Here is a 17348-nt window from a genome sequence, read left to right as displayed (position 1 = left end):
GCCGGTGCCGTGGCTGCTGTCCGCGCGCACCCCCGACGCGCTGCGCGCCCAGGCGGACGCGCTGGCGGGGTATGTCGCTGACGGTGTCGCCCGTTCCGAGGCCTCGGCGGCCGCCGTTGGCAGCGGAGCCCTCGCGACCGACGTCGCCGGTACCCTGCTGCGCCGCACCCTGTTCGAGCACCGTGCCGTGGTGCTCGGAGCCGATCACGGCGAACGGGCCGCCGCGCTGGCCGCGCTCGCGAGCGGGCGCAGCCACCCCGCCCTCACCCGCGCCGCGGGACCGGCCAGGAGCGGTGGCACAGCCTTCCTCTTCACCGGGCAGGGCAGCCAACGGCCCGGCATGGGCGCCCAGTTGTACGCGGACTTCGATGTCTTCGCCGAGGCCCTGGACGAGATATGCGTCCACCTCGACCCGCTCCTCGAACAGCCCCTGCGCGCCGTCCTGTTCGCCCACGCGGACACCGCACAGGCTGCGACCCTGCACGGGACGGGCGTCACGCAGGCCGCTCTCTTCGCCCTCGAAGTCGCCCTGTACCGCCTGGTCACCTCCTTCGGGATCGCCCCCAGCCACCTGACCGGACACTCCGTCGGCGAGATCGCCGCCGCGCACGTGGCCGGGGTGCTCTCCCTGCCGGACGCGTGCAAGCTGGTCGCGGCCCGCGGGCGCCTGATGCAGGCCCTGCCCTCCGGCGGCGCCATGCTCGCCGTCCAGGCAGCCGAGGATGACGTACTGCCGCTGCTCGAAGGTCTGGAGGGGCGCCTCTCCCTCGCCGCCGTCAACGGCCCCACCGCCGTCGTCGTCTCCGGCGAGGTGTCCGCCGTCGTGGACGCCGAACAGGCCCTGCGCGGGCGCGGGTTCAAGACGAAGCGCCTCAATGTAAGCCATGCCTTCCACTCGCCGCTCATCGAGCCGATGCTCGACGACTTCCGGCGCGTGGTCCGCACGTTGGCCTTCCACCCCCCGACGGTGCCCGTCGTCTCCAACCTCACCGGCGGGCTCGCCGACAGGAGCCTCCTGACCGACCCCGAGTACTGGGTGCGGCACGTCCGCCGACCTGTCCGCTTCTTGGACGGCCTGCGCACCCTCGGCGACCGGAACGTCGTGCGTTACGTGGAGCTCGGCCCCGACCCCGTCCTCGCCACCATGGTCCAGGACTGCCTCCCCGCCACCGCGTCGGACGACTCGGATGACTCGGACGACTCGGACGACACGGAAGCGGCGGCCCCGGTCGTCGTCCCCACCCTGCGCGCCGGACACGACGAGACCCGCACGCTCCTCGGCGCCGTCGCCGCACTGCACACCGACGGACACCCCGCCGACCTCACCTCCCTGATCCCCGGCGACACGGCTCAACTGCCGCTCCCCACCTACCGGTTCCAGCGTCGCCGGTACTGGCGCGCCGCTCCCGACATCGCGGCCCCGGCCCGCGCCGCCGACCTTCAGGACACCGGCCACCCGCTGCTGCCCGCCGCCATCCGGCAGGCCGACGGCGGCCTCCTGCTCGCGGGACGCCTGTCCCTGCGTACGCATCCGTGGCTCGCCGACCACGCCATCGCGGGCGGCGTCCCGCTGCCCGCCACCGCCTTCGTCGACCTCGCGCTGCTCGCCGGGCGGTACGTCGACTGCGACATGGTCGACGACCTCACACTCGAAAGCCCGTTGCTGCTCGACGGCAGCGGAGCTGGGCCTGGCGGGTCTGCTGAGTCCGGCGGGCCTGGCGGGCCTGGCGGGCCAGGTGGGCTTGCAGGGCCTAGTGGTGGAGCGGGCACCGGCGGCGCCCATGTGCAGCTCGCTCTCGCCGCCCCGGACGAGGCGGGTCGTCGCACCCTCACCATTCACACCCGCCCCGCCGTCGATGACCCCACCGCCAACGACGAGGGCGACGACGGTGACGGTGGTGGCGACACGGGAACCCACGGTTGGCGCCGCCACGCCACCGGCATCCTCGCCCCGGGTCCGGGTCCGGGTCCGGGTCCGGGTCCGGGTCCGGGTCCAGGCCCGGGCCCGGCCACCCAACCGGCTCTGCCCGACGCCACGCCCTGGCCGCCCACCGGCGCCACCGCCCTCGACGTCGACGCGCTGTACGACCGCCTCGACGCGCAGGGGTACTGCTACGGGCCCGCCTTCCGTGCCGTCCACGCGGCCTGGCGGCACGGAGACGACCTGTACGCCGACATCCGCCTCGCCGACGAACAACGCGCCGAAGCCGCGGCGTTCACCTTGCACCCCGCCCTGCTCGACGCCGCCCTGCACGCCGTCGACGAGCTCTACCGCGACCGTGAGGGCAACGAGGGCAGCGAGGGCAGCCAGGGCGGCGAGGGTGACGCGGACGCACCGGTGCGGCTGCCGTTCTCCTTCAGCGACATTCGCCGGTACGCCACCGGCGCCACCCGACTGCGGGCCCGCCTCAGCCCTCGCGGCGACGACCAGCTGCGGCTGACCCTGACCGACCCCGAAGGCACCCCGGTCGCGACTGTCGACACCCTCCAACTGCGACTCATCCCCGCCGACCGCTGGCGCGCCGCCCGCCCCGCCACCACAGCCCCTCTGCACAACCTGGACTGGCAGGAACTCCCGCTGCCCGTGCGGCAGTCGGCCACCGGCACATGGGCCGTGCTCGGCCCCGACGACGCGGGCATCGGCCCCGCCGCACCCCACCCTGACCTGGCCGCCCTGACCGCCGCCGTGGCGAACGGCGAGCCCGTACCGGACATCGTCCTCGCACCCTTCCCCGCCTCGGATGACACAGGGGAGGGTGTCCCCGCGCAGGTACGGACCCACGCCCGGCACGCCCTGCAGCTGCTGCGCGACTGGTTCGCCGCGGACACCCTCGGCTCCGCCCGGCTCGTCGTCCTCACCACCGGCGCCGTCACCGCCCGTACCGGCGACAAGCCCGCCGACCTGACCACCGCCCCCCTCTGGGGACTGGTCCGAGCCGCCCAGGCCGAACAGCCCGACCGCGTCCTCCTCGTGGACATCGACCAGGACGCCGCCTCACGCCATGCCCTGCCCGCCGCCCTGGTCGCCGCGACCGCCCACGCCGAGTCCGAGATCACCCTGCGCGCAGGCACCGCGCTCGTACCGCGCCTCGCCGTCACCCCGCCGCAGCCGCAACCACAGCCGCAGCCCCATCCCAAGACCCGGCCCCAGACCGAGGCCGTCGCGCCGCCCCTCGCCCCCGAGGGCACCGTCCTGATCACCGGCGGCACCGGGGGTCTCGGCCGCGCCGTAGCCCGCCACCTGGCCACCGCCCACGGTGCCCGCCACCTGCTCCTCGCCAGCCGCCGGGGCGAGACCGCAGAGGGCCTCGCCGAACTGCGCGCCGACCTCGCCCCCGACGGCGTCGACATCCGCGTCGCGGCCTGCGACATCACCGACCCCGACGCGCTGGCCGGACTCCTGTCCGACATCCCCGCAGCCCACCCGCTCACCGCCGTCGTGCACACCGCGGGCATCATCGACGACAGCCTCGTCACGGCGATGACCCCCGACCGGCTCGACGCGGTCCTGGCGCCGAAGGCCGACGCGGCCTGGCACCTGCACGAACTCACCCGCGACGCGAACCTCTCGGCCTTCGTCCTCTTCTCCTCCGGCGCCTCCGTCCTCGGCAACGGCGGCCAGGCCAACTACGCCGCCGCCAACGCCTTCCTCAACGCCCTCGCCGAGCACCGCCGCGCCCACGGCCTGACCGCCACCTCCCTGGCCTGGGGCCTGTGGGAGTCCGCGTCCGGAGGCATGGCCGCCCGGCTCGCCGAGACCGACCGCGCCCGCATCCACCGCACCGGCGTGGCAGGCCTCGAAGACGACCAGGCCCTCGCCCTGTTCGACGCGGCCCTCACCGCCCCGTACGCCACGGTCCTCGCGACCCGATTCGACCGCGCCGTACTGCGCGGCCAGGCGGCCGACCGCACCCTGCAACCCGCCCTGCGCAACCTGGTGCGCACGCCCCGACCCGCCGCGGCCACCACCGAAGAGGCCACGCCCTCCTCGTGGGGTGCCCGTCTGGCCCGGCTGTCCGCCGCCGACCGGGACCGCGCCCTCACCGAACTCATCCGCGAGCAGATCGCGACCGTCCTGGCACACCCCTCACCCGAGTCGATCGAACTGAGCCGCGCCTTCCAGGAGTTGGGCTTCGACTCGCTCACCGCCCTGGAACTGCGCAACCGCCTCTCCACCGCCACCGGCATCCGGCTGCCTGCCACCCTCATCTTCGACCACCCCAGCCCGAGCGCCCTCGCCCGCCACCTGCGCGGCCGCCTCCCCGACGCCGATCCGCACACCTCCCCGGCCACCTCCGGGTCGACGGCGCGCACCACGGCCACCGACGACGACCCCATCGCCATCGTCGGCATGGCCTGCCACTACCCCGGCGGCGTGTCCTCGCCGGAGCAACTGTGGCAACTCGTGGCCACCGGCACCGACGCCATCGGCCCGTTCCCCGAGGACCGCGGCTGGGACACGGCCGACCTGTTCGACCCCGACCCCGACCGGGTCGGCCACAGCTACACCCGCGAAGGCGGCTTCCTCTACGACGCCGCCCGGTTCGACGCGGGCTTCTTCGGCATCAGCCCGCGTGAGGCCGCCGCCACCGACCCGCAGCAGCGGCTGCTCCTCGAAACCGCCTGGCAGGCCTTCGAGCACGCGGGCATCGACCCGGCCACCCTGCGCGGCACCTCCTGCGGCGTCATCACAGGGATCATGTACGACGACTACGGCTCCCGCTTCCTCGCCCGCAAGCCGGACGGCTTCGAGGGCCGCATCATGACCGGCAGCACACCGAGCGTGGCCTCCGGCCGTGTGGCCTACACCTTCGGCCTGGAGGGCCCCGCCATCACGGTGGACACCGCCTGCTCCTCCTCGCTGGTGGCCATGCACCTGGCGTCCCAGGCGCTGCGCCAGGGCGAGTGCGACCTGGCACTCGCGGGCGGCGTGACCGTGATGGCGACGCCTAACACCTTCGTGGAGTTCTCCCGCCAACGCGGCCTCGCCGCCGACGGCCGCTGCAAGCCCTTCGCGGCCGCCGCCGACGGCACCGGCTGGGGCGAGGGCGCCGGGCTCGTCGTCCTGGAGCGCCTCTCGGACGCCCGCCGCAACGGCCACAAAGTCCTCGCCCTGCTGCGCGGTTCGGCCGTGAACCAGGACGGCGCGAGCAACGGCATGACCGCCCCCAACGGGCCCTCCCAGGAGCGCGTCATCCGCACCGCCCTGGCCGGCGCGGGCCGGGGCCCCGAGGACATCGACGTGGTGGAGGCGCACGGTACGGGCACCACGCTGGGCGACCCGATCGAGGCGCAGGCGCTGCTGGCCACGTACGGTCAAGGCCGGTCCGAGGAGCGGCCGTTGTGGCTCGGCTCGGTGAAGTCGAACATCGGTCACACGCAGGCCGCCGCCGGTGCGGCAGGCGTCATCAAGATGGTGATGGCGCTGCGCCACGAGCAACTCCCCGCCACCCTCCACGCCGACGAGCCGACCCCGCACGTGGAGTGGGACGGCGGCGGAGTGCGACTGCTGACCGAGCCGGTGCCGTGGACACGCGGCGACCGCGCACGCCGCGCCGGGATCTCTTCCTTCGGGATCTCGGGGACGAACGCGCATCTGATTTTGGAGGAGGCGCCGGGGGATGCCTCGCGGGATATGGGGGCGTCCGTCGATGCGGGTGCGTCGGTGGGGGTGGTGGTGCCGTGGGTGGTGTCGGGGCGTGGTGGGGAGGCGTTGCGGGGGCAGGCGCGGCGTCTGGGTGAGTTCGTTGCGGGTGACGCGGGGGTGCGGCCTGTTGAGGTGGGGTGGTCGCTGGCTACGAGCCGGTCGGTGTTCGAGCACCGGGCTGTGGTGGTGGGCCGGGACCGGGATGCGCTGACGGCCGGTCTTGGGGCGCTGGCGGCGGGTGAGGCCTCCGGGGGTGTGGTGTCCGGGGTTGCGGGTGGTGTGGGTGCGGGGCCGGTGTTGGTGTTTCCGGGGCAGGGGTCGCAGTGGGTGGGGATGGGGGCTCAGCTGCTGGATGAGTCGCCGGTGTTCGCGGCGCGGATCGCGGAGTGTGAGCAGGCCCTGTCGGTGTATGTGGACTGGTCTCTGGTCGATGTATTGCGCGGGGATGGGAGTGAGCTGTCGCGGGTCGAGGTCGTGCAGCCGGTGCTGTGGGCGGTGATGGTGTCACTGGCCGCGGTGTGGGCGGACTGTGGGGTCACTCCGGCCGCTGTGGTGGGGCATTCGCAGGGTGAGATGGCTGCCGCGTGTGTCGCCGGTGCGCTGTCGCTGGAGGATGCCGCGCGGATCGTGGCCGTACGCAGTGACGCGTTGCGGCAGTTGCAGGGGTACGGGGACATGGCGTCGCTGAGTACCAGTGCCGAGCAGGCCGCCGACCTCATCGGTGACCGGCCCGGGGTGTGCGTCGCCGCCGTCAACGGGCCCTCCTCCACGGTGATTTCGGGTCCGCCTGAGCAGGTGGCGGCTGTGGTGGCGGAGGCGGAGGCGCGTGGTCTGCGGGCCCGGGTCATCGACGTCGGCTATGCCTCCCACGGTCCGCAGATCGACGCACTCCATGACCTGCTCACCGACCGCCTTGCCGACATCCAGCCATCCCGCACGGACGTGGCCTTCTACTCCACGGTGAGCGCCGAGCGCCTCGACGACACGGCGCAGCTCGACACCGGCTACTGGGTCACCAACCTCCGCCAGCCCGTCCGCTTCGCCGACACGATCGAGGCACTGCTGGCCGACGGCTACCGCCTGTTCATCGAGGCCAGCCCGCACCCCGTCCTCAACCTCGGCATGGAAGAGACCATCGAGCGGGCCGACCTGCCCGCCACCGTCGTGCCCACCCTGCGGCGCGATCACGGCGACGCCACCCAGCTCGCCCGCGCCGCCGCCCACGCCTTCACCGCCGGAGCCGACATCGACTGGCGCCGCTGGTTCCCGGCCGACCCCACCCCCCGTACCGTCGACCTCCCCACCTACGCCTTCCAGCACGAGCGCTACTGGTTGGAGGAGCCTGCCGGACTCACCGGGGACGCCGCCGACCTCGGCATGTCTTCCGCCGGACATCCGCTGCTGGGTGCCTGCGTGGAACTCGCCGAGTCGGACTCGTACCTGCTCACCGGGCGGCTCTCTCGCAAGGCCCCCTCATGGCTGGCCGAACACGTGGTGGCCGGGTCAGTGCTGGTGCCCGGCGCGGCGATGGTCGAGTGGGCGTTGCGGGCCGCCGACGAGGCGGGTTGCGTCACCGTTGAGGAGTTGCTGCTTCAGGCGCCCCTGGTGCTCCCCGACTCCGGGGGTGTGCAGGTTCAAGTGGTCGTGGGCGCGGCGGACGAGCAGGGCCGACGTGACGTACACGTGTACTCGCGCCCGGAGCATACGGACGGCGCCCCGTGGCTGTGCCATGCGGTGGGTGTGCTGAGCGTCGAAGTCGTAGCAGTAGAAGGGGCATTGAGCCAGCAATGGCCCCCGCCCGGCGCCGAGGCGGTGGACGTCGCGGACTTCTACGCGCGGGCCGCGGAGGCCGGGTACGCGTACGCGCCTTCGTTCCAGGGGGTGAAGGCGCTGTGGCGGCACGGACCCGAACTGCTCGCCGAGGTGACGTTGCCCGAACAGGCGGGAGCTCAGGACGGCTTCGGCATTCACCCCGCCTTGCTGGATGCCGCCCTGCACCCGCTGATGCTCCTCGACCGGCCCGACGACGGGAAGATGTGGCTGCCGTTCGCGTGGCACGGTGTGTCGCTGCGTGCGGATGGAGCGACCCATATCCGCGTACGGCTCACCCCGGAGGAGGACTCGGCCGAGCGGGGTCTGCGGGTCGAGATCGCCGACAGTACCGGCGCGCCCGTCTTGGGGGTGGACGCGCTGACACTCCGGGCGGCGGATCCAGCGCAGTTGGCGGCCACGGCTGACGGTGGTGCCGACGGGCTCTACACCGTGGACTGGACGCCTCTCCCGGTCATGGACACCGGCGGGGCGGTCGACGGTGACGGTTGGCTCTGGTTGTCGGGTGGTGTTGGTCCGGCTGATGTGGTGCCGGTGGGTGCGGACGCGCCATGGGCGGTGGTCGCCCCGGTCGAGGCTTCTGTCGGGGACGACGGGGACGACTCGGACGACGGTGGCTTGCCGGTGGTGGAGCGCGTGTTGGCATTGGCGCAGGAGTTCTTGGCGGCACCTGAGCTGGCCGAGTCCCGTCTTCTCGTGGTGACGCGGGGAGGGGTGGTTACGGACAGTGGCGCTGACGTGGATGCCTCGGCGGCGGCTGTCTGGGGTCTGATGCGCAGCGCGCAGGCGGAGAACCCGGGCCGGTTCGCCCTGCTCGATGTCGAGTTTGAAGCAGCAGCAGAAGTAGAAGCAGCAGCAGAAGTAGAAGCAGAAGTCGAGGTGGGTGACAACCGCACAGGGGGCGGAGGCCTGCCGCAGGCCATACTGCGTGACGCCATCGAGGGCCTCGACGAACCTCAACTCGCCCTGCGTGAAACCACCTTGCTCGTACCTCGGCTGGTACCCGCAGGCGCCCCCGAAGAGCTGCTGCCGCCGACCGGTGCGCCCGTCTGGCGCCTCGGCACCTCGGGCACCGCCACCCTGGAGAACCTGTCCGTGATCGACGCCCCGGAGGCGCTCGCGCCGTTGGAGGCCGGGCAGGTGCGGATCTCCGTGCAGGCGGCGGGCATGAACTTCCGTGACGTGCTGATCGCGTTGGGGATGTATCCCGACAAGGGGACGTTCGCGGGGAGTGAGGGTGCCGGTCATGTGACGGAGGTCGGGCCCGGCGTCACACATCTGTCGGTCGGTGACCGCGTGCTGGGCCTGTTCGAGGGTGCGTTCGCCCCGCTCGCGGTCGCGGACGCCCGGATGGTCGTTCCGGTGCCGGAGGGCTGGAGCCTCCGGGAGGCCGCGGCGGTGCCCGTGGTGTTCCTGACGGCCTGGTACGGGCTGGTGGACCTCGGTCGCCTCCGGGCGGGTGAAACGCTGCTCATCCATGCCGGAACCGGCGGCGTGGGCATGGCCGCCACCCAGATCGCCCGCCACCTGGGCGCCGAGGTGTACGCCACCGCGAGCCCCGCCAAGCATGGTGTTCTCGATGGCATGGGAATCGACGCGGCCCACCGCGCGTCGTCCCGCGACCTCGTCTTCGAGGAGGCGCTGCGGGAGGCGACGGGCGGGCGGGGCATGGACGTCGTACTCAACAGCCTGGCCGGGGAGTTCACCGATGCCTCCCTGCGGCTGCTCGCCGAGGGCGGGCGCATGGTCGACATGGGAAAGACCGATAAGCGCGATCCCGACCGGGTCGGCGCCGACCACGCGGGCGCCTGGTACCGGGCCTTCGACCTGGTGCCGCACGCGGGACCCGACCGGATCGGCGAAATGCTCGCGGAGCTGGGGGAGTTGTTCGCCTCCGGTGTTCTGCGCCCGCTGCCGGTCGCTTCCTGGCCGCTGGCGCGGGCGCGGGACGCGTTCCGGTTCATGAGTCAGGCGAAGCACACCGGCAAGCTGGTCCTGGAGATCCCGCCCGGCCTCGACCCGGACGGCACCGTACTCATCACCGGCGGCACCGGCGTCCTCGCCGCCGCGGTGGCCGAGCGCCTGGTCAAGGAGTGGGGCGTACGACACCTGCTGCTGGCCGGAAGGCGCGGGCCGGAAGCACCGGGAAGCAGTGAACTCGCGGCCAGGCTCGTCGAGTTGGGCGCCGACGTGACCGTCGTCGCAGCCGACGTCAGCGACCCGGAAGCCGTGGCCGAGCTCGTCGGCAAGCCGGACCCGGCCCATCCGCTGACCGGTGTGATCCACGCCGCCGGTGTCCTGGACGACGCCGTCGTCACCGCGCAGACGCCCGAGAGCCTGGCCAGGGTGTGGGCGGCGAAGGCGACCGCGGCACGGCTGCTGCACGAAGCGACTCGCGAGATGGGGCTCGGCTTGTTCGTGGTGTTCTCCTCGGGGGCGGCGACGCTCGGCAGCCCAGGCCAAGCCAACTACGCGGCCGCGAACGCCTACTGCGACGCCCTCGTCCAGCACCGTCGCGCCCAGGGCCTCGCGGGCCTGTCGATCGGCTGGGGACTGTGGCGGACGGCGAGCGGCATGACCGGACACCTGAGCGAGACCGATCTGGCCCGCATGAAACGCACCGGCTTCACCCCGCTGACCACCGAGCACGGCCTGACGCTCCTCGACGCCGCCCGCACCCACGGCCGGCCGCACGTCATCGCGGTGGATCTCGACGCGCGAGCCGTCGCCGCGCAGCCCGCCGCCACCCGGCCCACCCTCCTGCGCGCCCTCGCCACCGCGGCACCGGGAGGCCGCAGCGCCCGCCGGGCCGCGGCCACGGGACCGGCCGCCTCGGCGGACGGCCTCGCCACCCGGCTCGCCGGACTTCCGGCGCCCGAGCGGCGCCGACTCCTCCTCGAACTCGTCCGCAGCAACGTCGCCGGGGTGCTCGGGCACACCGGTCCCGACGTCCTCGACACCATCCGTCCGGACACGTCGTTCAAGGAGCTCGGCTTCGACTCCCTGACCGCCGTGGAACTGCGCAACCGGCTGGCGGCCGCCACCGGCCTCAAACTGCCCGCGGCGCTCGTCTTCGACTACCCGGAGTCCACCGCGCTCGTCGAACACCTCCTGGAGCGCCTGTCGCCCGACGGCGCCCCGCCGCCCCGCAAGGACGCGGCGGACCCGGTGCTCAACGAACTCGGCAGAATCGAGACCTCCTTGGAGTCACTCGCCCTCGACGACGACGCGCGGGGCCGGGTCGCCAGGCGCCTCAACACCCTGCTGTCCAAGCTGAATGGAGCCGCCGGTGGTGCGGCGTCGGGCGCGTCGGGCGCCGCCGACCTGGATGCGCTCGACGACGTCTCCGACGACGAGATGTTCGAGTTCATCGACCGAGAACTGTGAGCCCTTCATTGATGGAGAAGTGACGCTAGATGGCGAGTAACGAAGACAAGCTCCGTCAGTATCTGAAGCGGGTCACAGTGGACCTCGGCCAGGCCCGCCAGCGGCTGCGCGAGGTGGAGGAGCGTTCCCAGGAACCGATCGCCATCGTCTCCATGGCGTGCCGCTTCCCCGGCGACACCCGCACGCCCGAGGCCCTGTGGGAGCTCGTCTCCGAGGGCGGCGACGCCATCGGGGACTTCCCCGTCAACCGGGGCTGGGACCTGGAGAGCCTCTACCACCCGGACCCCGACCACCCCGGCACCAGCTACGTGCGCCGCGGCGGCTTCCTGCATGACGCCCCGGCCTTCGACGCGTCGTTCTTCGGGATCAGCCCGCGCGAGGCGCTGGCCATGGACCCGCAGCAGCGGGTGCTGATGGAGACGGCCTGGCAGCTCCTGGAGCGGGCCGGTATCGATCCCGCGGCGCTGAAGCTCACCCCCACCGGCGTCTACGTCGGGGCCGGGGTGCTCGGCTTCGGCGGCGCGCAGCCCGACAGGACGGTGGAGGGCCACCTTCTGACGGGCAACGCGCTGAGCGTCCTCTCGGGCCGCGTCTCCTTCACCCTCGGCCTGGAAGGCCCGTCGGTGAGCGTCGACACGGCGTGCTCGTCGTCGCTGGTCGCGATGCATCTGGCGGCGCAGGCGCTGCGGGTGGGCGAGTGTGACCTGGCCCTGGCAGGCGGTGTGACGGTGATGTCGACACCCGGCGCGTTCACCGAGTTCTCGCGCCAGGGCGCGCTGTCTCCCGACGGCCGCTCCAAGGCGTTCGCCGCCTCGGCCGACGGTACGGGTTTCTCCGAGGGCGCCGGTCTGATCCTCTTGGAGCGTCTCTCCGACGCCCGCCGCAACGGCCACCAGGTCCTCGCCGTGATCCGTGGCTCGGCCGTCAACCAGGACGGCGCGAGCAACGGTCTGACCGCCCCCAACGGTCCCTCGCAGGAACGCGTCATCCGCGCCGCCCTCGCCAACGCCGGTCTGGGCGCCGCCGAGGTCGACGCGGTCGAGGCGCACGGCACCGGCACCAGGCTCGGCGACCCCATCGAGGCCGGGGCGCTGCTCGCCACGTACGGCCGCGACCGGGACGAGGACCGGCCGCTGTGGCTCGGCTCGGTCAAGTCGAACATCGGCCACCCGCAGGGCGCCGCCGGTGTCGCGGGCGTCATCAAGATGGTGATGGCGCTGCGGCGCGAACTGCTGCCCGCCACCTTGTACGTCGATGAGCCCACCCCGCACGTCGACTGGGCCGCGGGATCCGTCAGGCTGCTGACCGAACCGGTCCCGTGGTCGCGCGGCGAACGCCCGCGCCGGGCAGGCGTGTCCGCCTTCGGCATGTCGGGGACGAACGCCCACGTGATCCTGGAGGAGGCGCCGGAGGACGTGGCCCCTCGGCAGGACGCGGCCGAGCCGTGGTCGCCGGGCGCCGTGGTGCCGTGGGTGATCTCGGCGCGGGGCGAGGAGGCGCTGCGGGCCCAGGCCGCGCGGCTCGCCGAGCAGGTGAGCGCCGAGCAGGTGAGCGCCGAGCCGCTGCCCGCTGCATCTCCTTCTACCGGGGAGGTGGGCTGGTCGCTCACCACCACACGATCGGTGTTCGAGAACCGGGCCGTGGTCATCGGCAAGGACCGCCCGGAACTCCTGGCCGGACTGCGGTCGCTCGCTGCGGGAGAGGCGTCGCCGGACGTGGTGTCCGGAGCCGTCGGCGCCACAGGCCCGGGTCCGGTCCTGGTGTTCCCGGGGCAGGGAGGACAGTGGGTGGGCATGGGCGCCCGACTCCTCGACGAGTCCCCGGTGTTCGCGGCCCGGATCGCCGAGTGCGAGCAGGCGCTCTCCGCGCACGTCGACTGGTCCCTGACGGAGCTCCTGCGCGGCGACGGGTCGGAACTGTCACGGATCGACGTCGTCCAGCCGGTGCTGTGGGCGGTGATGGTCGCGCTCGCCGCTGTCTGGGCCGACCAGGGCGTCGAGCCCGCCGCCGTCGTCGGACACTCGCAGGGCGAGATAGCCGCCGCATGTGTCGTGGGCGCGATCACGCTGGAGGAGGGCGCCCGCATCGTCGCCGTACGCAGTGTCCTGCTGCGGCAACTGTCCGGCCGCGGCGGCATGGCGTCCCTCGGAATGAGTCAGGAGCAGGCCGCCGACCTGATCGACGGCCATGCCGGTGTCGTCGTCGCCGCCGTCAACGGGCCCTCGTCCACGGTCATCTCGGGCCCGCCCGAGGGCATCGCCGCCGTAGTCGCCGACGCCAAGGAACGCGGCCTGCGCGCCCGCGCCGTCGCCTCCGACGTCGCCGGCCACGGACCGCAGCTGGACGCGATCCTGGATCAGCTCGCCGAGGGCCTCGCCGGGATCAACCCTGCCGCCACCGACGTCGCCTTCTACTCCACCGTCACCGGCGGCCACCTGCCCGACACCACCGGCCTCGACACCGCGTACTGGGTGACGAACGTCCGTCGAACGGTACGTTTCGCCGACACCGTCGACGCGCTGCTGGCGGACGGCTACCGGCTCTTCATCGAGGTCAGCCCCCACCCCGTCCTCAACCTGGCGACCGAAGGACTCATCGAACGGGCCGAAGCGCCCGCCACCGTCGTGACGACCCTGCGCCGTGACCACGGCGACGCCACCCAGCTCGCCCGCGCCGCCGCCCACGCCTTCACCGCCGGAGCCGACGTCGACTGGCGCCGCTGGTTCCCGGCCGACCCCACCCCTCGTACCGTCGAGCTGCCCACCTACGCCTTCCAGCGCCAGGAGTTCTGGCTCGCTCCCGCCAACGGAAAGGCCGGTGACCCTGCCGGGCTCGGCCTCGCCGCGTCCGGACACCCGCTCCTCGGCGCCTCCGTGGGCCTCGCCGCCGGCGACGTACACCTGCTCAGCGGGCGGTTGTCGCGGCAGTCGGCATCCTGGCTGGACGACCACGTCGTGGCGGGCCAGGCACTGGTTCCCGGCGCCGCGCAGGTGGAGTGGGTGCTGCGGGCGGCCGACGCGGCGGGCTGCCCCGCCCTGGAGGAACTGACCCTGCAGACGCCGCTCGTCCTGCCCGACTCCGGCAGCCTGCAGATCCAGGTCGTCGTGGACGCGGCCGACACACGTGGCCGACGCGACGTCCACGTGTTCTCCCGGCCCGATGGCGACGACGCCTTCGCGCTGTCCCGGCCCTGGACCTGCCACGCAACCGGCGTGCTCGGCCCCGAACCGGCGGACGGCGGAGCCGAGGCCCTGGACGGCGCATGGCCCCCGGTCGGTGCCGAACCGGCCGACCCCGAGGATCTCTACGCACGGGCCGACCGGGCCGGATACGGCTACGGCCCCGCGTTCCGCGGGGTGCGGGCCCTGTGGCGGCACGGCAAGGACGTCCTCGCCGAGGTCGCGTTGCCCAAGGAGGCCGGCGACCCGGACGGCTTCGGCATCCACCCGGCCCTCTTCGACGCCGTCCTGCAGCCTGCGGCCCTGCTGCTGCCGTCCACTAATACGACCGACACCGGTCAGATCTGGCTGCCGTTCGCCTGGAACGACGTGGCGCTGCACGCCGTACGGGCCACCACGATCCGGGTCCGGCTCACCCTCCTCGGCGAGCGGATCGACCAAGGCCTGCGGATCACGGTGGCCGACGCGGTGGGCGCCCCGGTGCTCACCGTGGGCGACCTGCGCTCGCGCCCGACCGACACCGGCCGCCTCGCCGCGGCCGCCGCCCACGACCGGCACGGCCTGTTCGACCTGGAGTGGACCGCACCCGACAGCACCTCCGCATCTCTACAGGACGCGCATGAGTGGGTGACGCTCGGCGAGGACATCGCGAGCCTTCCCGACCTGCTGGCGTCCGTCGAGGCGGGCACCCCGGCGCCGACGTTGGTGGCCGCACCCGTCGCACCCGCCCCGGGCGACGACGGTCTGGCACTCGCCACCCAGGTGCTCGACCTCGTCCAGACATGGCTCGCCTCACCTCTGACCGACGCACGCCTCGTGCTGGTGACGCGGGGCGCACACGTAGATGCACACGCGGATCTGGACGTGGCGGCCGCCGCCGTATGGGGCCTCGTCCGAAGCGCCCAGTCGGAGAACCCCGGCCGCTTCACGCTGGTCGACCTCGGCCCGGACGACACGCTCGCCGCGGCCATGACGGCGGCCCACCTGGACGAACCGCAACTGGCCGTGCACGGAGGCGAGACACGTGTGCCCCGGCTCGTCCGTGCCGCACCCGAAGCCACCGCCCCCCAGGCCACCGTCCCGAACAGCATCGTCCCGAACAGCATCGACCCGAACGGCACGGTCCTCATCACGGGAGGCACCGGCGTACTGGGCCGACTGGTGGCCGACCACCTCGTGAAGGAGTGGGGCGTACGACACCTGCTGCTGGCGAGCCGCCGCGGCGACACCGCCCCCGGCAGCACGGAACTAGCGGCTGCACTACGCGAGTTGGGTGCATCCGTGACTCTCGCGACCGCCGACGTCAGTGACGTGGAGTCGGTCGCCGAACTGATCGGATCGGTCGACCCGGCGCATCCGCTGACCGGCGTGATCCACGCCGCCGGTGTCCTGGACGACGCCGTCGTCACTGCGCAGACCCCCGAGAGCCTCGCCCGGGTATGGGCCGCGAAGGCGACATCGGCACGGCTGCTGCACGAGGCGACCCGGGAGACGCCCCTCGACCTGTTCGTGGTGTTCTCCTCGGCGGCCGCCTCGCTCGGCAGTCCCGGCCAGGCCAACTACGCGGCCGCGAACGCCTACTGCGACGCCCTCATCCAGCACCGGCGCGCCCAGGGCCTCGCGGGCCTCTCGATCGCCTGGGGACTGTGGCAGGCGACCAGCGGCATGACCGGGCAGCTGAGCCAGACGGACCTCGCGCGCATGAAGCGCACCGGATTCGCCGCGCTCACCGACGAAGGCGGCCTGGCGCTGTTCGACGCCGCCCGCGCCCACGACCGCGCGTACGTGGTCGCGGCCGACCTCGACCCGCGTGCCGTGACGGACGGCCTGTCCCCGCTGCTGCGCACGCTCACCGCCTCCGGCACACGGCGGCGCGTGGCCTCCGAAGGCCTCGCCGACGGAGCCCTCGCGAGCCGCCTGACCGGCCTCGACGAGGAAGGCCGCCTGCAGATCCTCACCGATGTCGTACGCGAGTACGTCGCGGCCGTCCTCGGCCATGGATCGGCGGCCCAGGTGAAGGTCGACATCGCCTTCAAGGACCTGGGATTCGACTCGCTGACAGCGGTGGAACTGCGCAACCGCCTCTCGGCCGCCTGCGGCGAACGGCTGCCCGCCACACTCGTCTTCGACCACCCCACGCCCCAGGCCCTCGCCATCCACCTGGCCCACCGCCTGGCGGGAGCCTCGTGCGCCGGGTCGTCCACTGGGTCGTCCGCCGGGTCCGCACCCGCGACCGTATCCGCACCCGTCGTACCGCCTTCGCGGCAGGAGACGGCCGACACCGACGACCCGATCGCGATCGTCGCCATGACCTGCCGATTCCCGGGGGGCGTCGCCTCCGCCGAAGACCTGTGGAGCCTGCTCGACGCCCGCACGGACGCGATGGGCGCCTTCCCCACCGACCGCGGCTGGGACCTGGAACACCTCTTCCACCCGGACCCCGAGCACACCGGCACCAGCTACGCCGACCAGGGCGGCTTCCTGCCGGATGCGGGTGATTTCGATGCGGCGTTCTTTGGGATCAATCCGCGTGAGGCGTTGGCGATGGATCCGCAGCAGCGGTTGTTGCTGGAGGCGTCGTGGGAGGTGTTCGAGCGTGCGGGTATCGACCCGACGACGCTCAAGGGCAGCCTGACCGGCACCTACGTCGGCCTGATGAACCACGACTACGCCAAGTCCTTCCCCGAGGCCGACGCCCAACTGGAGGGCTACGCCTACCTGGCGAGCACCGGCAGCATGGTCTCCGGCCGTGTCGCCTACACCTTCGGCCTGGAGGGTCCGGCGGTGACGGTGGACACAGCATGCTCCTCGTCGTTGGTCTCCATCCACCTGGCGGCGCAGGCGCTGCGCCAGGGCGAATGCGATCTGGCGCTGGCTGGTGGCGTCTCCGTCGTGGCCGACCCCGACATGTTCGCGGGCTTCTCGCGCCAGCGCGGCCTCTCACCCGACGGCCGCTGCAAGCCGTACGCGGCCGCGGCCGACGGAGTCGGATTCTCCGAGGGCGTCGGCGTAGTCCTCCTCGAACGTCTTTCGGACGCCCGCCGTAACAACCATCAAGTCCTCGCTGTGGTACGGGGGTCGGCCGTCAATCAGGACGGTGCGAGTAATGGTTTGACGGCTCCGAATGGTCCGTCGCAGGAGCGGGTGATTCGGCAGGCGTTGGCGAGTGGGCGGCTGTCTGCTGGTGATGTGGATGTGGTGGAGGGGCACGGTACGGGGACGACGTTGGGTGATCCGATTGAGGCGCAGGCGTTGTTGGCGACGTATGGGCAGGGTCGGTCGGGGGGCCGGCCGTTGTGGTTGGG

3 protein-coding genes are annotated in these 17348 nt (G+C 72.9%); 2 read left to right on the top strand and 1 reads right to left on the bottom strand.

Going from position 1 to position 17348, the window contains the following annotated elements:
- Positions 1-208: hypothetical protein (locus ABZ953_RS38710; RefSeq protein WP_361734131.1), on the bottom strand; the 208-nt coding region annotated here is incomplete at its 3' end.
- On the opposite strand from ABZ953_RS38710, the gene ABZ953_RS38705 reads away from it, so the two are divergent.
- Both ABZ953_RS38705 and ABZ953_RS38700 read left to right on the top strand, forming a co-directional pair.
- Complete coding sequence (locus tag ABZ953_RS38705; RefSeq protein WP_361734129.1) at positions 191-10864, top strand: SDR family NAD(P)-dependent oxidoreductase; 10674 nt, start codon at positions 191-193, stop codon at positions 10862-10864. The genes ABZ953_RS38710 and ABZ953_RS38705 overlap by 18 nt on opposite strands.
- A gap of 29 nt (positions 10865-10893) precedes the next feature.
- A partial coding sequence (locus ABZ953_RS38700; RefSeq protein WP_361734127.1) for a type I polyketide synthase occupies positions 10894-17348 on the top strand: 6455 nt, incomplete at its 3' end.

This window comes from Streptomyces sp. NPDC046465, from assembly GCF_040646035.1.
In the GTDB taxonomy this organism is placed as follows: Bacteria; Actinomycetota; Actinomycetes; order Streptomycetales; family Streptomycetaceae; genus Streptomyces.
The sequence above is the reverse complement of the archived record's forward strand: the minus strand, read 5'-3'. Positions and strand labels throughout refer to the sequence as shown.